This window comes from Cryobacterium sp. MP_3.1 (assembly GCF_035984795.1).
Lineage (GTDB): Bacteria > Actinomycetota > Actinomycetes > Actinomycetales > Microbacteriaceae > Cryobacterium > Cryobacterium zongtaii.
The window spans coordinates 82,725-103,796 of sequence record NZ_JAXCHV010000002.1 but is presented as its reverse complement, the minus strand read 5'-3'; the positions used below and the strand labels follow the sequence as shown (position 1 = coordinate 103,796).

The following is a 21,072-nucleotide window of genomic DNA, read 5'->3' as shown; positions in this document are numbered from 1 at the left end:
CGTACCGGGCGCAAATGTCCGCACGGGCAACAGTTGGCTGCCGCGCGGGTGGGACGGGGCCTTAGCGGCCGGTGCCGCCGTGCACGACGGCTTCGTCGTCGCTGTCGAGCCCGAAGGCCGTGTGCACCACGCGCAGGGCCTGGTTGATGGTGTCGGCGCGGGTGACGACGGAGATGCGGATCTCGCTGGTGGAGATCATCTCGATGTTGATGCCGGCCTCGAACAGCGACTCGAACAGCTTCGCGGATACCCCGGTGTTGGTGCGCATCCCGGCGCCGACCAGGGCGAGCTTGCCGATCTGGTCGTCGTACTGCAGGCCGGCGAAACCGACGTTGGCCTGCTCGTTGGTGAGCGCGGTGAGTACCTGCTGGCCCTCCGACTTGGGCAGGGTGAACGAGATGTCGGTCAGACCGGTGGATGCGGCCGACACGTTCTGCACGATCATGTCGACGTTGGCGTTGGTCTTGGCGACGATCTTGAAGATCTGCGCGGCCTTGCCGGGGATGTCGGGGACACCGACGACGGTGACCTTGGCCTCACTGAGGTCGGCGGCGACCCCCGCGATGATGGGCTCTTCCACGGGCTCTCCATTCAATATTTCGGTGGCGTACGGGCTGGTGGCGCCCGGGTTGTAGACAATGGTGCCGGTGTTGTTGTTGAACGACGACCGCACGTGCAGGGTGACCCCGTGCCGGCGGGCATATTCCACGGCGCGAATGTAGAGCACCTTGGCGCCGGCGGCGGCGAGCTCGAGCATCTCTTCACTGGAGACCCGCTCGAGCTTGTGCGCCTTGGGGACCACGCGAGGGTCGGCGCTGAAGATGCCGTCGACATCCGTGTAGATCTCGCAGATGTCGGCGCCGAGCGCGGCGGCGAGGGCGACGGCGGTGGTGTCGGAGCCGCCGCGGCCGAGGGTGGTGATGTCCTTGGTGTCGCGGTTGAAGCCCTGGAAGCCGGCGACGATGGCGATGGCGCCCTCGTCGAGGGCATCCCGCAGGCGTCCGGGGGTGACGTCGACGATGCGGGCGGCGCCGTGCTGGGCATCCGTGATCATGCCGGCCTGGCTGCCGGTGAACGAGCGGGCGTCGTAGCCCATGCTCTTGATCGCCATGGCGAGCAGGGCCATGGAGATGCGCTCGCCGGCGGTGAGCAGCATGTCGAGCTCGCGGGGCGCCGGGATCGGGGTGACCTCGTGGGCGAGGTCGAGCAGCTCGTCGGTGGAGTCGCCCATCGCGGAGACGGCCACGACGATGTCGTTGCCGGCTTTCTTGGTGTCGACAATGCGTTTGGCAACGCGTTTGATGCTCTCGGCGTCGGCAACGGATGATCCGCCGAACTTCTGCACGATCAGGCTCACGTGGGCACTCCTGGCTTCCGGGTACGCGGCGACATCCCGCGCTCCCATCCTAAATGCGTTCGTATTCTCGGGCGTTCATGTGACGCCGTGCGCACGGCCCGGGTGCAACTGTTACCGGTGCGGACAAATGTGGCCGGCACACCGGGCGCAAATGTCCGCACGGGCAACAGTTGCGGCGGTGGGCCGGCCGGGTCCGTGGGCTAGAGGTTGGTGACCGCCACGAGGCCGAGGATCACGACCGCCGCGAAACCCGCGCCGACGGTGCGGCGAGTGCGCTTGGTGGGGTCCTTGAGCGGCGGCAGGCTGCGCCAACGGAGAACAGCGCCCACGGCGGCGACGGCCAGGAGCAGCACGAGGGCGTACCAGGCGAAGACCGTGGTCGAGGTCCAGTCCACCAGCGCCCGGCTCGCGAAGAGGATGCCGGCGGCGGCTAGACCATCCGTGGCCAGGGCCAGCCGGTCGCGGGCGGCGCCGAAACGCGGTGACCAGGCCGAGACGGTGAAGCCCCCGACGAAGGCCACCACGACGATGAATGGGATCCAGGCGATCACTTGTTCTCCTCCAGAATCGACATGGCGAGGGCGTCGACGCTGGTGGCGGTGTTGCCCAGCACGATCACCGCCCGGTTGGCGGCCCGGTCGAGGGCCATCATGCTCGCGAACCCGCCGGTGCCGCCGTTGTGCCAGGTGGCGGTGCCGTCCTCCGGCGCCTGGGTGAACCAGGCCAGGCCGATGAGCGGGCCGGCTCCGGCGGGACCTTGCGGGTCGAGCACCGTGGCAGGGTCCACGCCGAGGGCCGGGTCGGCCGAGAGCAGCGCCTGGCCGTAGCGCGCCATGTCGGCGACGGTGGAACGGATGGCGCCGGCCGGGGCGTAGGCGGACATGGTCCAGGCATCCGCCGGGCGGCCCGCCGTGGTGTAGCCGGTGCGGGCACCGATGGGCAGGGCATCCGCGGTGATCGCGATCGAGGTGTCGGTCATGCCGAGGGGGTCGAAGATGCGAGCCTGCACCAACTCGGGGTAGTCGGTTCCGGCCGCGGCGGCGAGAGCCTGGCCGAGCAGGGCGACGCCGAGGTTGGAGTACGCGACGGTGCCGGGGTCGGTGAGCGGCGAGGCGCTGGCGTGCTCGAGGAGGGCGTCGAGGTCGTACGGGTACGGGTCGCTGCCGCGGTAGCTGTTCTACAGGCTGGTGGTCAGCGCCGGCACGGTGACCGCGATGCGGGGCAGGCCGGACCGGTGGCTGCTGAGGTCGGCGAGGGTGACGTCGGCAGCGGCGCTGTCACCGAGGTCGAGGTAGTCGCCGACCGGGTCGGTCAGGGTGACCTCGCCGCGGTCGACGGCCTGGGCCAGCAGCAGCGCGGTGAAGGTTTTTGTGATCGAGCCGATCTCGAACTCGGTCGTCTCGTCGGCGCCGAGGCCGGCGTAGGTGACCCCGTCGGGGTCGATGACGGCGGTGACGAGGGTGTCGCGGGCGCCGGGTTCGATGGCGGCCCCGTTGGCGAGGCTGCGGGCGAGTTCGACATCGCCGGTGACCGTGGTCGAGAGGGTGGGCGGGCGCGGGGCGGCCAGCACGCCCACCGCGATGACGGCGAGGGCGGCGGCAGCGGCGATCAGGCGGGTGCGAGTGGGGCGTTTCATGAGCGACCTCCGTCGATGGCCAGGCGGATGAGGGCGGGGCGTTTCATCGGAAACCTCCGTCGAGTGGCGGGCGGGTAGGTGGGGCAGGCGTGGTCGGCGAGCGCGTCGTCGGGCTCAACTGTTGCCAATCCGGACAATTGCGCCCGGCGCACCGGCACCATTTGTCCGCACGGGTAACAATTGCCGCCGAGCGGGCGCGGATGCGGGCGCGGATGCGGGCGCGGTGGCGGGCATCAGATTCCTCCCGCGGCGAGGATCACGGTGAGCAGCGGCACGACCCGCTCGGGCGGGATGCCGTAGTGGCCGCGGGACGTGGAGTACACCCAGCCGGCTGCGATCAGCTGGTTGACGTGGTGGTACACCTGCCCGGTGGTGCCGACGCCTTCGAGAGCGGCGATCTCGGACACCGCGACGGTGCCGGTGGCGATGGCCTGCAGCAGCCGTAGTCGCACCGGGTGGCCGAGGGCGGCCAGGGCGGAGGTGGACGACGGGCGACTCCAGTCCCGGGCGAGGATGTCCTCGGTGTGGAGGGCGTACTGCCAGTCGGCCGCTCCCCCGCCGGGCAGGGTGACGCTGCCGGTGTAGAGCACTGCGCCGGGTGCCGGGACCATCGACTTGACGGTGTTCAGCGCCCAGAAGACGTCGGTGGCGGGAGACGGAGCGGCGGCGGCGGGGACCTGCGGCGTGGACGCGCCCGGTGGAGCGGACTCCGGCTCGGACTGAACGGACGCAGCATCCGGACTGAGGACGGCTCGCATGGCCCGTTCGAGCGCATCCACCCGGTCACGCAGCTGGGCGAGTTCATGGGCCTGGTCATCGTGCGACGTCATTCAACTATTGTTACGTACTTTCCTCATGAATATGTACGCAATTCCGTAAACTGTCTGGCCGGAACCTCCTTCGCTCGGGGTTGACGCCCCGCCGGGTGCCGACGCTGCCCGGCATTCGGGCGCAACTGTGGCCAAAGCGGACAAATGTTGCCGGCACACCGGGCGCACATGTCCGCACGGGCAACAGTTGTCATGACACCCGGCCGCGGACCGCGACGGATGCCCGCGCGGGCGGATACGTGGCGGGCGAGCCCAGGGGCAGGCGGGCTAGCTGGTGACGGTGCGGCGGCCCTCGAAGGCACGGCCCAGGGTGACCTCGTCGGCGTACTCGAGGTCGCCGCCGACGGGCAGGCCGGAGGCCAGGCGGCTGACCTTGATGTCGAGGGTGGTCAGCAGGCGGGAGAGGTAGGTGGCGGTGGCCTCGCCCTCGAGGTTGGGGTCGGTGGCGATGATCACCTCCTGCACGGTGTTGTCGGCGAGGCGCGTCATCAGCTGACGGATGCGCAGGTCGTCGGGGCCGATGCCGTCGATGGGGCTGATCGCCCCGCCGAGCACGTGGTACAGACCCTTGAACTCGCGGGTGCGCTCGATGGCGACGACGTCCTTGGCCTCTTCGACCACGCAGATCGAGGTGGGGTTGCGGCGCGGGTCGCGGCAGATCATGCAGGTGTCCTGCTCGGACACGTTGCCGCAGATCTCGCAGAACTTCACCTTGTCGCGCACCTCGAGCAGCACATTGGCCAGGTGGGTGACGTCGAAGTTCTTGGTCTGCAGGATGTGGAACGCGATGCGCTGCGCCGACTTGGGGCCGATGCCGGGCAGCCGGCCGAGCTCGTCGATGAGTTCCTGAACGATGCCTTCGTACATTTAGTTATCGTTCCTCTGTCGCGAGATCGGGTCGTGCGGCTGTTCCTCGATGAAGGTGGCGCCGAGGATCTCGCGCACCACGGCCTCGCCGTAGCGCTGCTTCTCGGCGAACGCGGGCGCGCGCCGGCCGGGGGCGCCCTGCGCTCCCCCGCGCTGGGCTGATGCGGCGGGAGCGGTCGGTGCGGATGCCGTCGGCGACTGTCCGGGCTGCTGCTGGCCGGGGGCTTGCTGGGTGGGGGCCTGCTGGGTGGCCGGCCGGGTGCCGCGGGGCGATTCCGGGGGCGCGGAGAACTGTTGCGGGTCCGGCGGGAGGTCGTCGTAGGGCGGCGGCTCCTCGTCGAAGGGCGGCTCGAAGTCGGGCTCGGGCGCGTAGTCGTAGGCCGGCGCGGACTGCGGTGCGGCAGATCGGGGTGCGGCGGCGGATGTTGACGACGGGGCGGTGCCATCCGGGGTGCCTGTGTCGGTCGGGGCGCGGGTGCCGTCCGGGGTGCCGGCGGGCGCGCCGGCTGTCCCGGCGGGGGTGCCGGTCGGCGCGCTGGCGGGTGCCCCGGTGGATGCACTGGAGGACGCCTTGCCGGGTGCCCCGAGGACGGGCGGGACAACGATGGGTTCACCGGCCGCGGTCTCGGCCGCGGCCAGGGCCGCAGCGGATCCGGGGATGACCACGGTGGCCCACCCTGTGGAGGTGGTCGGAGGTGCGAGGGTCGCCGTGGCGGTGCCGGTGGATGTGGCCGACGCCGGGCCGGTACCAGCGGTGGGGCTGGCGGTGGCAGCGCCGGACGGGCCACCGAAGGTGGCGGGACCGGCCGATGGCAGGTCGACGGCCGCGGCCGAAGTCGTCGGGGTGCTCGTCGAGGTCCCCTCCGCGAGTTGCCCCGCTGCGGACGAGTTGCCCTGGCGCACCGGGGCAGCTGGTCCGGAGGTGGGCATCTCGGCAGAGGACGCGGGTGCGGGCGCGAAGGTTTCGGAGTCGGCGCGGGCGATGAACTTCACCCGCAGGCCGAGCACCTTCACGATGGCGCCGCGGAGGAACTCGCTAACGCCCTGGCCGGGAGCCTGCTGGGCCTTGAAGCCCTGCATGTCCTGCTCGCTGGGGAAGGACAGCACGAGAATGTCTTCGCCGCGCAGATCGAGCACGCGGGCGGTGTAGACCACGAGCCAGGCGCTGAGCTTGACCTCTTTGACGGCCTCGAGGATCTGGGGCCAGGCGTCCTTGATCTGGGCCAGGGTGACCGGACCGACGGGCACAGCCGGGGCCGCGGGCGGCGTCTCGGCGGTCGGATCGGGACGGTCGGCGGCCGGGCCGGCGGGACTGACATCGGCGGCCGGGCTGGTGGTTTCCGCGGACGCGGGCTCGACCGGCACGGCAGCGGGGGTGCCCGGCGTCCGGGTGGCCCAGCCTGGGGCGGCTGGAGGGACGGTCGTCGCAGCCGGCGGGGTCGCGACCGGAGGGGCCGCTTGTGCGGCGGGGGTGCGCGGGGCGGATGCCGCGGCAGGGGTGCGCGGCGCCGGTGCAGCAGCCGGGGTGCGCGGGGCCGCGGCGGCGGGAGCGGCGTCGGCCGGCGCATCCGTGCTGCCGCCGTCGACGCCGATGCGGCGCTCGAGACGTTCGACGCGGGCGAGGGCGCCGCGGGTGCTGTCGTCGGTGGCGGGGACGAGCACGCGCGCGATCATCAGCTCGAGGTGCAGGCGCGGCGAGGTGGCGCCGGTCATCTCGGTGAGCGCGGCGTTGAGGATGTCGGCGGTGCGGCTCAGCTCGGCGGGACCGAACTTGGACGCCTGCACGTGCATGCGGTCGAGTTCGTCCTGCGGCACGCCGCGGAGCACGGCCGCGGCGGCGGCGGCGCTGGTGGCGGCCACGATGATGAGGTCGCGCATGCGCTCGAGCAGGTCTTCGACGAAGCGGCGGGGATCCTGACCGGTCTGGATGACGCGGTCGACGGCGTCGAACGCGGCCGAGGAGTTGCGGGCGGCGATGGAGTCGATCGCGTCGTCGAGCAGGGTCGCGTGGGTGTAGCCGAGCAGGGCCACGGCGCGCTCGTACTCGATCGCGTCGGTCTCGGAGCCGGCCATGAGCTGGTCGAGCAGCGAGAGGGTGTCGCGGGGCGAGCCGCCGCCGGCACGCACCACGAGCGGCAGCACGCCGGGCGCGACGGTCATGTTCTCGCTGTCGCAGAGCTGCTGCACGTAGTCGAGCATGGGCGCCGGCGGCACCAGCCGGAACGGGTAGTGGTGGGTGCGCGAGCGGATGGTGCCGATGACCTTCTCGGGCTCGGTGGTGGCGAAGATGAACTTCACGTGTTCCGGCGGCTCTTCGACGATCTTCAGCAGCGCGTTGAAGCCCTGCGGGGTGACCATGTGCGCCTCGTCGAGGATGAAGATCTTGTAGCGGTCGCGGGCCGGCGCGAAGATGGCGCGTTCGCGGATGTCGCGTGCGTCGTCGACACCGTTGTGGCTGGCCGCGTCGATCTCGACCACATCGAGGGAGCCGCTGCCGTCGCGGGAGAGCTCGACGCAGCTGGGGCAGACGCCGCAGGGAGTGTCGGTGGGGCCCTCTGCGCAGTTGAGGCAGCGGGCGAGGATGCGGGCGGAGGTGGTCTTGCCACAGCCGCGAGGTCCGCTGAAGAGATAGGCATGATTGACCCTGTTGGTGCGCAGGGCGGTCATGAGTGGATCGGTCACCTGGGACTGACCGATCATTTCGGCAAAAGTCTCTGGCCGGTAACGGCGATACAGGGCGGTAACCACGAGGTCAATCGTACTTGCTGCCACTGACACCCCGGTTGGTTCCTGCACAGGGCGGCGGATGCGCATCCGCCCGGCTCTGCCGTTACGCACCGGGGCCGCGGGCTGTCCCCGGCAGGCGAAGCGGCGCGACTGTGCCCGAATCGGACAATTGCGCCCGGCGTACCGGGCGCAATTGTCCGCTCGGGGAACAGTTGGGCGGGCTAGAAGTCGGTGTGGCCGAGGTCGGGGCGGGGGACGAAGCGGGCCAGGGTGCTCTCGGTGCCGTGCAGGCAGAGGATGACCAGCTCGTTGTCGGCTTGCAGCACCGGGCCGGGCACGTAGAGGGTGGTCTGCGGGCCACGGTCCCAGAACCGACCGAGGTTGAAGCCGTTGATCCAGGCCTGGCCCTTGCCCCAGCCGGCGGTGCTGAGGAACAGGTCCACCCCGGGCTCGGCGGCGAATCGGCCGCGTGCGAATGCGGGGCCGCTGAGCGACTCGGCGACGACGATCGCCGGGGCCGCCGTGAGCGTGGGAGTCGGGGTGGGCGTGAGGTTGACGGATAGGTCGAGATCCACATCGAGGTCCAGATCCACCGGGCCGGTGTGCATCACGACGCCGCGGCGAGGCGCCTGCGGGGTGAACAGGGCGCTGCCGGAGCGGACGAACCCGTCGACGTCGAGCGGCAGCACCTGCCAGTCAACAAGGTCGGCGCCGTCGAGGGTGCCCGGGCCGATCAGTCCCTTGTCCTCACCGATGCGCGGGCCGTAGTTGACCCGGCCCTGGTCCTCCACGAGGAGGTCGAGGCGCTCCCCCGGCGGCAGGCTGATCGAGCGGTCGTGGTGGTCGCGGTGCAACACGCCGACGGGATTGCCGTCCACGAACACCTGGGCGCGGTCGCGCACCTCGGCGAACGACAGCACCCGGGAGCCCGAAGCCACCCGGCTGCGGTACAGGGCGAACCCGGTGTACTGGCCGAGGGCATCCATGCTGGGCAGACCGGTGGCCGGGGCGACGGTGACGTCGGCCAGCTCGGGCAGGGCCTCCCAGAGCGACACCGACTCGTCCAGCGACACCTCGAAGGCCGGGGCGGGCACGGCCGGGGCCGGCAACGACCCGGTCACCGGTGCGTACTTGGCGAGCACCGCGCGGAAGGCGAGGTACTTGGCGGTGACCTCACCGCTCTCCGAGAGAGGCGCGTCGTAGTCGTAGGAGGTAACCGTGGGCTGGAAGACGCCCTTGTCGTTGGCGCCGTTGGTGAAGCCGAAGTTGGTTCCGCCGGTGAACATGTACAGCGACACGCTGGCGCCGGTGGCGAGCAGGTCGTCGAGCTCGCGGGCGGAGTCCTCGGCGGAGGTGGTGTGGTGGTGCGCACCCCAGTGGTCGAACCAGCCGTTCCAGAACTCGGCGCACATCAGCGGGCCGGTGCTCTGGTGGCGGCGGAGCACCGCCAGGCGCTCGATGGCGCGGGAGCCGAACGAGCCGGTCTTGTGCAACTCGGGCAGGCTGCCGTCGGCGAGCATCTGGTCGGTGGGCTGGTCGATGGTGGTCAGCGGCACCGTGATGCCGCCGGCCCGGTTGAGCTCGACGAGCGCGCGCAGGTAATCCTTGTCGTCGCCGTAGGCGCCGTACTCGTTCTCGATCTGCACCAGGATGACCGGGCCGCCCCGGTCGATCTGCCGGGACGCCACGATCGGCAGCAGTTGCTCGAAGTACTCGGCCACGGCCGCCATGTAGAGCGGTTCGTTCCGCCGCACCCCCACGGCCGGGTCGGTGAACAGCCAGCCGGGCAGGCCGCCGTTGTCCCACTCGGCGCAGATGAACGGGCCGGGCCGCACGATGGCGTACATGCCCTCGGCGGCGATCAGGTCGAGAAAACGGGCCAGGTCGAGCTGGCCCTCGGTGTCGAAACCGCCACGAGCCGGCGAGTGCGCGTTCCAGGCCACGTAGGTCTCGATGGTGTTCAGGCCCATCAGGCGGGCCTTGTGGATGCGGTCGGCCCAATGATCAGGGTGCACCCTGAAATAGTGGATGGCCCCGGCGAGCACCCGGAACGGCTCACCGTTGAGGAGGAAATCCTCGTCGCCGATCTCGAACGCGCCCATGATCAGGCCGCCGTTCGGGCGCGGCCGAGCACGGCGACGCCGGTGGCCGGGAGGGTGAGCGAGTCCGCGGCGAGGGTGCTGCCGCCGAGGTCGACGGCCACGAGCGTGCCGTCGGCCTTGCCCAGCGGTACGGTCACGGCCTGGTCGGAGTGGTTGATGTAGAAGAGATACTCCGTGTCGTCGGACTGGCGCACGGCGAGCTGCACGATGCCGTGCACGGCATCCGGCAGCGGCGAGACGATGCGGGCGGCGGCGGCGAACCGGCCGACCAACGCCACCAGCGCGTCGGGGTCGAGGACCGTGGCGACGAAGCTGGCCCGGCCGCCGGACTCCGTCGAGACCACGCGGCTGGTCACCGCCGGCACACCGGGGAACGGGCCGCCCTGGAAGCGGGCGAGCACCTCGACATCGGAGGCCACGGTGACGTCGTGGGTGAGCAGCGACCCGGTGGACCCGGCCGGCAGGTCGCCGGACAGGCCGACGGTCTGGCCCGGCTGCAGGCCGCCGAACTCCTCGGCGCGCACGCCGAGCAGCTCGCGGAACGCGCCGGGGTAACCACCGGGGTGGATGTGGTCGTCGGCGTCGGCGATGCCGGAGAACACGCCGACCACCAGGTGGCCGCCGGTGCGGGCATAGTCGGCCAGGGCATCCGCCAGCGGCTGCGGCACGATGTAGAGCATCGGCGCGATGACGACGTCGTACCCGGCCAGGCCGTGACCGCTCAGCACCGACCGGGCCGGCACGATGTCGGCCTGCAGGCCATTGGTGAGCGCGGCGGTGTACCAGGCCATGGCCTCGGCCTTGTAACGCAGCAGCTCGGTGGGGTGCGAGTCGAGTTCGGAGGCCCACCAGGAGTCCCAGTCGAAGAGGATGCCGATGCGGGCCTGCTTGGTGCGGCTGCCGGCGACCTCGGCCAGGGAAGCGAGTTCGCCGCCGAAGCGGGTGACGCTCCGGAACACCGAGCTGTTCTCCCCCGCGTGCGGGAGCATCGCGGAGTGGAACTTCTCGGCGCCGGCCAGGGACTGGCGCCACTGGAAGAAGCAGATCGCGTCGGCGCCGTGGGCCAGGTGAGTGAGGCTGTCCCGGCGCAGCTGGCCGGGGGTCTTGGCCTGGTTCACCGGCTGCCAGTTGACGGCGCTGGTGGAGTGCTCCATCAGGAACCACGGCGCCCGGCCGGATATCTGACCGGTGAGGTTGGCCGAGAACGACAGCTCCTCGAACGCGGCGGGGTCGGCCACGAGCAGGTAGTGGTCGTTGGAGACCAGGTCGATCTCGCCGGCCCAGTCGGCGTAGTCCATGCCGCGGGATTCGCCCATCACCATGAAGTTGGTCGTGATCGGCACGTCGGGCGTGATCTGGCGCAGGATCTCCCGCTCGGCGACGAGGTAGTCCTTGAGGGCGTCGCTGGAGAACCTGGCGAAGTCGAGCTGCTGGGTGGGGTTCGGATGTGTCGCGGCCAGCCGCGGCGGCAGGATCTGGTTCCAGGAGGTGTAGTTCTGCGACCAGAAGGCGGTGCCCCAGGCCCGGTTGAGCTCGGTAAGGGTGCCGTAACGGGCCTCGAGCCAGGCGCGGAACGCCGCTGCCGCGTCGTCCGAGAAGTCGTAGACGTTGTGGCAGCCGAGCTCGTTGCTGATGTGCCACATCGACAGGGCCGGGTGGTCGGCGTAGCGCTCGGCCATTTTCTCGACCAGGGCCAGCGCGTAGCGGCGGAACACCGGTGAGGTGGGACGCCACTGCTGGCGGCCGCCGGGCCAGATGGTCTCGCCGACCCGGTTCACCGGCAGCACCTCCGGGTGCAATTCGGTGAGCCACGGCGGCGGGCTGGCGGTGGCGGTGGCCAGGTCGACGGCGATGCCGTTGGCGTGCAGCAGGTCGATGGCGCGGTCGAGCCAGCCGAAATCCCAGCTGTCGGGGGTGGGCTGCAGCAGCGCCCAGGAGAAGATGCCGACGCTGACGATGTTGACACCGGCCTCGCGCATCAAGCGCATGTCTTCGGCCCAGACCGCTTCGGGCCACTGTTCGGGGTTGTAGTCGGCGCCGTAGCCGATGCGGGCGGCGTCGGCGGGCAGGCTCTCGGTGCCGTCGGCGAGGGTGTGCGCCTCGGGCCAGCGCACCCAGCGATCGGTCGCAATGGTCGAGCTCACGGCGCTCATGCTGCAGCCTTGGCGGCCAGACGCACGATCGACCAGGACAGCGCGGGCAGCACGACCGTGGCGGCGGTGCCGTCGTCGGCCAGTGTCACATCCGTCAAGTCGACCGGGTGCACGGTGTTTTGATGATCCACCGTGTTGGCGGCGAACCGGTCACCACCCTCCGGCGCGAACAGGCTCTGCGCCGAGAGCACCGAGTCGGCGGGGGCGCCGGCCAGGTCTACCTCGAGGGTGAGCGGGTCGGAGCTGGAACGGTTGACAAGGAACAAGACGATCTCCTCGTCAGTAGCGGTCACCGCGGCATCCAATAGGTCGACGGTGCCGTGTTCCCTGGTGTCGTAGGTGTCGGAGTGGATGGTCGCGGCCAGCACGTCGCCGTGGGCGGCCGTTGCGGTGAGAGCGAACGGGAAGAAGGTGGTCTGGCGCCAGGCCGGACCGTTCGGCTCGGAACGGATCGGCGCGATGACGTTCACGAGCTGGGCGAGGTTGGCCATGCTGACCCGATCGCTGTTGCGCAGCAGGGAGATCAACAGGGACCCCACCACCACGGCGTCGCTGACGTTGTATTCGTCCTCGATCAGGCGCGGCTGCGTGTTCCAGTCGCCGGCGAACAGGGGTTCCTTGTCGACCTCGTTGAACCGGGTCTGGTACCAGACGTTCCACTCGTCGACGCTGATGCCGATGGATGTGTCGAGGCCCTGCTCCACGGTGACCTCGTCGATGATCTGGGCGACGTCGCCGATGAAGCGGTCGAGGCCCACGCCGGAGGCGAGGAAACTGCCGAGGTCGCCGGGCTTTTCCTCGTAGTACGCGTGCAGGGAGATGTGGTCGACGAGCTCCGCGGTGTGCTCGAGAACGGTGCGTTCCCAGCTGCCGAAGGTGGGCATCTCGGCGTTGGAGCTGCCAGCGACGACGAGTTCGATGGTGGGGTCGACCCACTTCATCACGCGGGCGGTTTCGGCGGCGAGGCGGCCGTATTCCTCGGCGGTCTTGTGGCCGATCTGCCAGGGGCCGTCCATTTCATTGCCCAGGCACCAGACGCGGATGCCGAACGGTTCGGTGCGGCCGTTGGCCTGGCGCTGGTCGCTGAGCGCGGTGCCGGCCGGGTGGTTGGAGTATTCGAGCAGGGCGGCGGCCTCGGCGATGCCCCGGGTGCCCAGGTTCACGGCCTGCATGATCTCGACGCCGGCGCTCTCGGCCCAGTCGGCGAATTCGTGCAGGCCCACCTCGTTGGTCTCCACGGAGTGCCAGGCCACATCCAGGCGCGTGGGGCGGTCGGGGCCGACACTGTCTTCCCAGCGGAAACCCGACACGAAGTTGCCGCCCGGGTAGCGGATCAGGCTGGGGTTCAGCTCACGCACGAGGTCCAGCACGTCTTGGCGGAAGCCATCCGCGGTGGCGGTGGGGTGCCCGGGTTCGTAGATACCCGTGTACACCGAGCGGCCCATGTGCTCGACGAACGAGCCGAAGAGCCGGGGTGAGACGGGGGCCACGATGTCGTCGCGGGTGATGCTGAGCCGGGCGTGAAACACGAAGGAGATCCTCTGGTTGGAAGCTGATGGTGCGCAAAGGGTGGGCCGTCCGGTCGGACGGGCCCACCCTGTGCCGCTGCGTTACTCGGTGACCGTGAAGCCCTGCTCGTTGCCGTAGGCGACGATGGCCTTCTGCCAGTCGGTCAGGCCCGTGTTGAGGTCGGTCTTGTCGGCGTAGGACTGGCCGACGGTGTCGGAGAAGATGCTGTTCGAGTAGACCTGGAACGGCAGGTAGCTCCATCCCTCGACGACGTCCTTGGCGGACTGGACGAGGACCTCGTTGATCTTCTGGCCGCCGAAGTACTCGCTCTCGGCGCCGAGGAACTCCTCGGACTCGAGGTCGGCGACGGTGGACGGGAAGCCGCCGGCGTCGATGGAGATCTGGGTGCCTTCACCGGAGTTCATGAACTCGACGAAGCCGGCCGCTGCGAGCTTGTTCTTGCTCTGGGCAAGCACGGCGTCGCCGCCGCCACCGTTCTCGGCGCTGGCGACATCGCCGGCCTCGTAGACGGGCAGCGGGGCCACCCGCCAGTCACCGGATGCTTCCGGCACGCCGGTCTCCAGGTTGCCGGGCATCCAGGCGCCGATGTTGAGGGTGGCGATGGTGCCGTCGCCGAGGCCTCGGTACCACTCGTCGCTCCAGCTCGTGGTCGGGGCGATGAGGTCCTTCTCGATGAGCTGGTTCCAGGTGTCGGCGAACTTCTTCGAGCCCTCGTCCTGCAGGTTGATCTCGACGTTCGTGGAGTCGGTGGTGGTGAACGGCTGGCCGCCGGCCTGCCAGATCATGCTGGTGGCGAAGCCCGCGTCGCCGGTGTCGTTGGTGATGTAGGCGTTCGGGTTGGCCGCGTGGAGTTTCTCGGCGGTGGCGATGTACTCGTCCCAGGTGGTGGGAACGGTGAGGCCGTACTGGTCGAAGACGGCCTGGTTGTAGAACATGGCCATGGGGCCGGAGTCCTGCGGCAGGGCGTAGACGCCGCCGTCGAGGTTCACCGATCCCCAGGTGCTGGCGGTGTACTGGTCTTCGAGGGAGTCCAGACCGAAGTCACTCAGGTCGACGAGGGCCTCGGAGAGAGCGAACTGCGGCAGCGCGTAGTACTCGATCTGGGCCACGTCGGGTGCGCCGGAGCCGGCCTTGATCGCGTTCTGCAGCTTGATGTACTGGTCGTTGCCGGTGCCGGCGTTGACCACGTCGACCGTGACACTGGGGTACTTCTTCTCGAACGCGGTGGCGATGTCTTCCACGGCCGGGGCCCAGGCCCAGACGGTGAGAGTGGTCTCCTCCTGCAGGGCGGCCTCGATGTCGGCTGCGGTGCCGGTCTCGGCTCCGCCTCCGCCGGTGGAGGCGCAGGCGGCCAGGGAGACGCTCAGGGCGAGTCCGGTGGCGACGGCGAGTGCGGTGCGGCGCAGGCGCGTGTTGCTGTGTGGTGCTTTCATTGGGGTGCCTTTCACTTCCTTGTAAACGGATGTTCGGTGCTGCGGATGACGGATGGTGCGGGGGTGGATCGGTAGTGGGGGCTACGCCTTGACGGAACCGGCGGCGAGGCCGGACTGCCAGTAGCGCTGCAGGAAGAGGAACGCCACGACGATCGGCACGATCGTGAGCAGCGACCCGGTGATGACGAGGTTGTAGATGACATCGCCGCCCACGGTCTGGGCCTGCATGTTCCACTGCTTCAGGCCCACGGTCAGCGGGTACCAGGTGGGTTCGCTGAGCATGATCAGGGGCAGGAAGTAGTTGTTCCAGGTGGCCACCAGGGTGAACAGGAGCACCGTGACGAGGCCGGGGGCCAGGAGCTTGAGCGAGATGGTGAAGAAGGTGCGGAACTCGCCCGAACCATCCATTCGCGCGGCCTCGAGAACCTCGGTGGGCACCGCGTCCATGGCGTAGGTCCAGATCAGGTAGAGGCCGAACGGGCTGATCAGCGAGGGCAGGATGACCGCCCACGGGGTGTTGGTGAGGCCCATCTGGCTGAACATGAGGAAGGTCGGCACCGCCAGGGCCGTGCCGGGGATGGCCACGGCGCCGAGCACGACCGCGAAGACGGCCTTCTTGCCGGGGAAGTTGAACTTGGCCAGGCCGTAGCCGCCGAGCGCCGCGAGGAAGGTGGCACCGCCGGCGCCGACGACGACGTAGAGCACCGTGTTGCCGAACCAGCGCACGAAGACGCCGTCGTTGTAGGTGAGGGTGGCCACGATGTTGTCCCAGAGGGCGAAGTCGCCCGAGAACCAGAGGCCGAACGAGTTGAGCAGCTCGGCCTGGGTCTTGGTGGAGTTCACAAACAGCCAGAACAGGGGCAGCAGGCTGTAGATCAGCAGGGCGCCCATGATGATGGTGAGAATGATGGACTTCTTGGTGTGCAGGCCCTGGTTGGAGGTGCCCGCCTTCTTCTCGCTGGTGTAGCGGGACATCCGCGGGGCTTTCGCCTGCGCGGCGGGGGCGTGGGTCTGGTCAGTCGTCGACATGTCAGGCCTCCTTCCTGGAACCGGAGTTCTGCACGATGTAGGCGATGACGGCGGTGATGAGGCCGACGATGATCGCGATGGTGGCCGAGTAGTTGTACTGCTGACCCGAGAACGACAGGTTGTAGGCGTACATGTTCGGCGAGAAATAGGTGGAGATGGTGTTGGGTGCAAGAGACTGCAGGATGCTGGGCTCGTTGAACAGCTGGAAACTGCCGATCACGCTGAAGATGCCGCCGATGACGATGGCGGGGCGCAGCGCCGGCATCTTGATGCTGCGGATGATGCGGAACGCGTTGGCGCCGTCGAGCGAGGCGGCCTCGTAGAGATCGGTGGGGATCACTCGGAGGGCGGCGTAGAACAGGATCATGTTGTAGCCGATGAATTCCCAGGTGACGATGTTGCCGATCGCGGCGAGCACCCAGGTGTTGCCCAGCGGGTTGGGGATGGCGATCGAGAAGAACTCGTTGAGGTTGCCGACCAGGCCGAACTTGGTGCCGTACATGAAGCCCCACATGAGCGTGGCGACCACGGCGGGAACCGCGTAGGGCAGGAAGATCGCGATGCGGAAGAAGCTGGACAGGTGCAGGCGGGCACTGTCGATGGCGAGGGCGGCGAAGAGGGCGATGCCGAGCATGATCGGCACCTGCACGACGAAGAAGAGGGTGACCCGGCCCATCGACTCCCAGAACTTGGGATCGGTGAGCGCCTGGCCGTAGTTCTCGAAGCCGACGAAGGAGTTGCCGCCGACCAGCTGGTCCTTGAAGAAGGAGAGGTAGATCGAGTAGAGCACCGGGGCGATCAGCACGAGGGCGAAAACGATCATGAACGGGCCGATGAACTTCCAGCCGGTCCAGTCGCGCTTCTGCACGTGGGGCTTGGGCTTGCGGCGGTTCGGCTGGGCCCGTGCACTGCGTGTCTGGCCACTGGGGGGGAGTGTTGACAGCGTCGTCATGCCTTTTTCTCTGACTCGGTATGGTGATGCAACGGACGATGAAACTGACGCCATGTTTACGTAAACATGACGTGTAAGCACGCTAGCATGTTTACGTAAACATACGGAAATCTTTTTTCGGGACCGGGGAGGGCACGTGGCAACGGCGAGCACGACAGACGGTTCTTCGGCCGCTCCCCCGGCCCGCGCGCAGCGCCTGCCGTCGATGGCGGATGTGGCCGCGCTGGCCGGCGTCTCCTCGCAGACCGTCTCCCGGGTGGTGAACGGTCGCAGCAACGTCGACGCCGACACCCGCGACCGGGTGCTCGCCGCCATGGACGAGATCGGCTACCGGCCCAACAGCGCCGCCCGCGCGCTGAAGTCGGGCAAGTTCAGCACCATCGGCGTGATCATGTTCGGCCTGTCCAGCTTCGGCAACATGCGCACCCTCGACGCTGTCGCCACGGCCTCCGCCGAGGCCGGCTACTCGATCACCCTGATCCCGGTGGCGTTGCCCACCCAGGGCGCCGTCGCCGGCGCCGTGAACCGGCTCGCCGAGCAGGCCGTGGACGGCATCGTGATCATCATGGAAGCGCACATCCTGGACCGGATCGACGTGACCGTGCCGACCGGGCTGCCCGTCGTGATCGTCGATTCCGACGCCGGCGAGCGCTACACGGTGGTCGACACCGACCAGACCGAGGGTGCCCGGCTGGCCACCCAGCACCTGCTCGACCTCGGGCACCGCACGGTCTGGCACATCGCCGGGCCGGAGTCGTCGTTCTCGGCCGGGCGCCGCACGGCATCCTGGCGGGCCACGCTGAAGGCGGCCGGCGCGCCGGTGCCGCCCGTGCTCGAGGGCGACTGGAGTGCGCAGAGCGGCTACCGGCACGGGGTGGCGCTGGCCGCCGACCCGTCGGTGACGGCGATCTTCGCCTCCAACGACCAGATGGCGCTCGGCGTGATGCGGGCGATGCACGAGGCCGGCCGCTCGGTGCCGGCCGACGTGAGCGTCGTGGGCTTCGACGATATGCGCGAGGCGGATGCCTTCTGGCCGCCACTGACCACCGTGCACCAGGACTTCGGCCAGGTGGGGCGGCTCTGCATCGAGAAGCTGCTGCGCCAGATCGACTCCCCCGCGGCCGTGGGCCCCGGTACCACCATCGTGCCCACGCACCTCGTCGTGCGGGCGAGCACCGCGCCCCCACCCCGCTAGGCACCCGGCCCGGGGTTCCCGGGCGGCCGCGCGCCCGCAAAGGCGGAGTTTTTCGGGACACGCCGTGCCATATCTTCGACGAGTGGGAGACCACGTTCCTCGTGATCAAACGCGTCGTCGAGGATGCTCGGCGGGAACAACGGAGGCGACACGAGCGTCCGCTGGAGTGACGGGATCATACCCCCCGTTGTGGGGTGTTCGCTACCCCCGCCAACGGTGATGTGTTGAATCCCGTTCCCCTTAAATAGACGGCAAAATCGGCGATTCGTCACGGAAAAAACTTGTTTTCGCGGGTTCTCTCAGAGTGCTTGCAATCGCGGCTGACACGACAAAGGATGAACCCGAACACGACACAGACGTCGATGCCGGGCGTCGTGCACACCTCGATTCATCTAGGAGAGTCATGTCGAATACATACCCAGCATCCGTCCCGGGAAACCCCGACCTGGACACCAGCACGGCGTCCGACAGCGGAGCCGGCCCCGATGCCAAAGAACGCGCCGCCGAGGTGAAGGATACCTCGGTCGCCGCCGGCCAGCACGTCGCCGGCGTCGCCAAAGACGAGCTGCACAAGGTCGGCAGCGAGACCAAGCAGCAAGCCAAGGACCTCTATCGCCAGACGCAGGGCGAACTCGCCGACCAGGCGGCCGCGCAACAGAAGCGGGTCGCCGCCGGTCTCCGCTCCCTAGGCGACGAGCTGGGTGCGATGGCCGATAAGTCCGATACTCAGGGTGTGGCCAGCGATATCGCCCACCAGGCCGCCTCGCGTGCCGCCGGAATCGCCGACTGGCTCGACCAGCGCGACCCGGGCGCCCTCCTCGACGAGGTCAAGGGCTACGCCCGGCGCAGCCCCGGCATGTTCATCGGCATCGCCGCCGTCGCCGGTGTGGTGGCCGGTCGCCTGACCCGCTCGGTCATCGCCGAGGCCAAGGACTCCTCCGAGACCGCCTCTACGGACAGCAGCACCCCGGCCACCGCGCCCACCGGCGGCGGAACCGAGTTCGGCACCGGCGCCACCACCGGAATCGACACGGCCTTCGACACCCCCACTACGCCCACCGCCACCGGCGTAGGCACCCCGCTCACGGCGGAGTACCCGAATTACACGGAGCACCGCAATGACTGACATGCCCACGCCGTCTGAACGCAAGGCCGAAGAGACCTCACTGGGCGACCTGCTCAGTGAGGTGACCCGCGACGTGTCCACTCTCATGCGCCAGGAAGTCGAGCTGGCCAAGGCCGAGTTACGGCAGTCGGCCACTCGCGCCGGCAAAGGAGCCGGACTGTTGGGCGGTGCCGGCTATGCCGGCCACCTGACGGTGTTGTTCCTGTCGTTCGCGGCCTGGTGGGGGCTCGGACACGTCATCGACATCGCCTGGGCGGCCGTGATCGTTGCCGTCGTCTGGGGCATCGTGGCCGCCGTGCTCTACTCGCGCGGGCGCAAAGAGATGAAGACGATCACGGGAGCGCCCAAGACGGTCGACTCCCTGAAGCAGATTCCTGACGCACTGAAACGAAATGAGGAAAACCGATGAGCACCTACGACGAATCCAGCACCGACCCCGAGGTTCTTCGGAGCCAGATCGAAGACACCCGCCGGGGCCTCGGCGCCGACGTCGACGCCCTTGCCGACAAGGTGACGCCCAGCAAGATCATGGACCGCCAGAAGGACAAGGTGCGGGGCGTGTTCAGTTCGGCCAAGGACAAGGTCATGGGCACGGCTTCCGACCTGGGCGACTCCGTGAGCGCAGCGACCGGCAACGTTTCGGGCACCGCTCACGACGCGGCCTCCCAGGTTAAGGGCAATCCGCTGGCGGTGGGTCTCATCGCCTTCGGCGTGGGTTGGCTCGCGTCGTCTCTCCTGCCCGCCAGCACCGCGGAGAAGAAGATCGCGGCCAACGTGAAGGAGGCCGCTGAGCCACTGACCCAGGAGGTCGCCGACGCGGCGAAGCAGATGGGCGAAAACCTCAAGGAGCCCCTCGCCGACGCCGCCGACGCCGTCAAGGGCACGGCCACGGATGCCGCCGACACCGTCAAGTCCGAAACGACGGCATCCGCCGACGAGGTGCGCGACACCGCCAAGCACGCCGGCCAGGGCACCGCCGGCTGACGGCGAAACCCGCACCATCCGCCAGACGATGACGAGGAGCAGCACCGGTGGCCCGCAACGACACCCGTAACACGAAGAACAGCGCTCCCTCGCCCGACGATCCACGCAAGCCGGATTCGCCGGGCGAGGTGAAGAAGCCGTCCTGGAAGTACGCGATGCGCAAGACCATGCGCGAATTCACCGCCGACCAATGCACGGACATCGCCGCGTCGCTGACCTACTACGCCGTGCTGGCGTTGTTCCCGGCGCTGATCGCGCTGATCTCCCTGCTGGGCGTGTTCGGTCAGGGCGAGCGCTCCACCGACACCATCCTCGACCTCGTCAACGAGGTCGCCCCCGGCGGCACGGCCGACGTGCTGCGCGAGCCTCTCGAACAGTTCAGCTCGTCACCGGCCGCCGGGTTCGCCCTCGTCTTCGGCATCGTGCTGGCCATCTGGTCGGCATCCGGCTACGTCGGCGCGTTCAGCCGGGCCATGAACCGGATCTACGAGATCGAAGAGGGCCGACCGTTCTGGAAGCTGCGCCCGATGCAGCTGGTGGTGACCATCGTCACCATCCTGCTGATCCTCATCATGGTCGTGGTCCTGATCGTGTCGGGGCCCGTCACGGATGCCGTGAGCAGTGCTCTGGGCCTCGGCGAAACCGTGCAGATAGTGTGGTCCATCCTCAAGTGGCCGATCCTGGCCCTGGCCGCGGTGCTGATCATCGCAATCCTCTACTACGCCACCCCGAACGCCAAGCAGCCGAAATTCCGTTGGATCAGCTTGGGCGCGCTGCTGGCGTTGGTGGCCCTGGTGATCGCGTCGTTCCTGTTCGGTCTCTACGTCACCAACTTCTCCAACTACGACCGCACCTACGGCTCGCTCGCCGGCGTCGTGGTGTTCCTGCTCTGGCTCTGGATCGCCAACCTCGCCCTGCTGTTCGGCGCCGAGTTCGACGCCGAACTCGAGCGCAGCCGCCAGCTGCAGGCGGGCATCAAGGCGGAAGAAGACATCCAGCTGCCACCGCGGGACACCCGCAAGAGCGACAAAACCGCCGAGAAGGAACGTGCCGACATCATCGCGGGGCGGCGCCTGCGCGAAGACAGCGCGAAACGCCACGACACCACGAGTTGACCCCCGACACCACCCGAATCCGACCGTTGATCCACC

General features: G+C 68.9%; 16 protein-coding genes and 1 pseudogene. 5 read left to right on the top strand and 12 right to left on the bottom strand.

From position 1 onward, the window contains the following. Nucleotides 1-61 precede the first annotated feature (61 nt). From RCH12_RS02095 to RCH12_RS02040, 12 genes and pseudogenes are all read right to left on the bottom strand, one after another. Nucleotides 62-1,357, bottom strand: a complete 1,296-nt coding sequence (locus RCH12_RS02095) for an aspartate kinase (protein ID WP_103432718.1) — start codon at nucleotides 1,355-1,357, stop codon at nucleotides 62-64. A 200-nt stretch (nucleotides 1,358-1,557) separates the two neighbouring features. After that, entirely contained in the window at nucleotides 1,558-1,908 is a 351-nt protein-coding gene (locus RCH12_RS02090) for a hypothetical protein (RefSeq protein WP_327015896.1), read from the bottom strand. Continuing rightward, nucleotides 1,905-2,993 (bottom strand): annotated as a pseudogene (locus RCH12_RS02085) (serine hydrolase domain-containing protein). Before RCH12_RS02085 ends, RCH12_RS02090 begins: the two are co-directional and overlap by 4 nt. Before the next feature lie 233 nt (nucleotides 2,994-3,226). Further along, on the bottom strand, nucleotides 3,227-3,823 hold the full coding sequence (locus RCH12_RS02080) for an ArsR/SmtB family transcription factor (protein WP_327015895.1): 597 nt from the start codon (nucleotides 3,821-3,823) through the stop codon (nucleotides 3,227-3,229). A 267-nt stretch (nucleotides 3,824-4,090) separates the two neighbouring features. Further along, nucleotides 4,091-4,690, bottom strand: a complete 600-nt coding sequence (recR, locus tag RCH12_RS02075; protein WP_088455142.1) for a recombination mediator RecR — start codon at nucleotides 4,688-4,690, stop codon at nucleotides 4,091-4,093. Beyond that, nucleotides 4,691-7,438: a DNA polymerase III subunit gamma and tau gene (locus RCH12_RS02070; RefSeq protein WP_327015894.1), complete on the bottom strand. Its 2,748-nt coding sequence runs from the start codon at nucleotides 7,436-7,438 to the stop codon at nucleotides 4,691-4,693. Nucleotides 7,439-7,638: 200 nt separating this feature from the next. Continuing rightward, nucleotides 7,639-9,519: a glycoside hydrolase family 35 protein gene (locus RCH12_RS02065; RefSeq protein ID WP_327015893.1), complete on the bottom strand. Its 1,881-nt coding sequence runs from the start codon at nucleotides 9,517-9,519 to the stop codon at nucleotides 7,639-7,641. Between the two features lie 2 nt (nucleotides 9,520-9,521). After that, complete coding sequence (locus RCH12_RS02060; protein ID WP_103432737.1) at nucleotides 9,522-11,672, bottom strand: beta-galactosidase; 2,151 nt, start codon at nucleotides 11,670-11,672, stop codon at nucleotides 9,522-9,524. After that, nucleotides 11,669-13,201, bottom strand: a complete 1,533-nt coding sequence (arfA, locus tag RCH12_RS02055) for an arabinosylfuranosidase ArfA (protein ID WP_327015892.1) — start codon at nucleotides 13,199-13,201, stop codon at nucleotides 11,669-11,671. The genes RCH12_RS02060 and arfA overlap by 4 nt, the downstream gene beginning before the upstream one ends. Before the next feature lie 81 nt (nucleotides 13,202-13,282). Further along, a complete protein-coding gene (locus RCH12_RS02050; protein ID WP_327015891.1) occupies nucleotides 13,283-14,635 on the bottom strand; it encodes an ABC transporter substrate-binding protein in 1,353 nt (450 codons plus the stop codon). Nucleotides 14,636-14,716: 81 nt separating this feature from the next. Next, nucleotides 14,717-15,664, bottom strand: a complete 948-nt coding sequence (locus RCH12_RS02045) for a carbohydrate ABC transporter permease (protein WP_442784547.1) — start codon at nucleotides 15,662-15,664, stop codon at nucleotides 14,717-14,719. A gap of 1 nt (nucleotide 15,665) precedes the next feature. Next, nucleotides 15,666-16,616 carry a carbohydrate ABC transporter permease gene (locus RCH12_RS02040; protein ID WP_088455136.1) on the bottom strand — a complete coding sequence of 317 codons (951 nt, stop codon included), beginning with the start codon at nucleotides 16,614-16,616 and terminating at the stop codon, nucleotides 15,666-15,668. Nucleotides 16,617-16,821: 205 nt separating this feature from the next. Here RCH12_RS02040 and RCH12_RS02035 point away from each other — a divergent pair, with 205 nt between their 5' ends. The 5 genes from RCH12_RS02035 (at nucleotide 16,822) to RCH12_RS02015 (ending at nucleotide 21,036) form a co-directional block, all read left to right on the top strand. Then, nucleotides 16,822-17,811, top strand: a complete 990-nt coding sequence (locus RCH12_RS02035; protein ID WP_103432806.1) for a LacI family DNA-binding transcriptional regulator — start codon at nucleotides 16,822-16,824, stop codon at nucleotides 17,809-17,811. 403 nt (nucleotides 17,812-18,214) lie between these two features. Then, complete coding sequence (locus tag RCH12_RS02030) at nucleotides 18,215-18,937, top strand: hypothetical protein (protein WP_327015889.1); 723 nt, start codon at nucleotides 18,215-18,217, stop codon at nucleotides 18,935-18,937. Next, a complete protein-coding gene (locus tag RCH12_RS02025) occupies nucleotides 18,930-19,346 on the top strand; it encodes a phage holin family protein (RefSeq protein WP_103432742.1) in 417 nt (138 codons plus the stop codon). The genes RCH12_RS02030 and RCH12_RS02025 overlap by 8 nt, the downstream gene beginning before the upstream one ends. Next, nucleotides 19,343-19,921, top strand: coding sequence for a DUF3618 domain-containing protein (locus RCH12_RS02020; RefSeq protein ID WP_327015888.1), 579 nt, complete (start codon nucleotides 19,343-19,345; stop codon nucleotides 19,919-19,921). The genes RCH12_RS02025 and RCH12_RS02020 overlap by 4 nt, the downstream gene beginning before the upstream one ends. A 47-nt stretch (nucleotides 19,922-19,968) precedes the next feature. Next, nucleotides 19,969-21,036, top strand: coding sequence for a YihY/virulence factor BrkB family protein (locus RCH12_RS02015; protein ID WP_327015887.1), 1,068 nt, complete (start codon nucleotides 19,969-19,971; stop codon nucleotides 21,034-21,036). Nucleotides 21,037-21,072 lie beyond the last annotated feature (36 nt).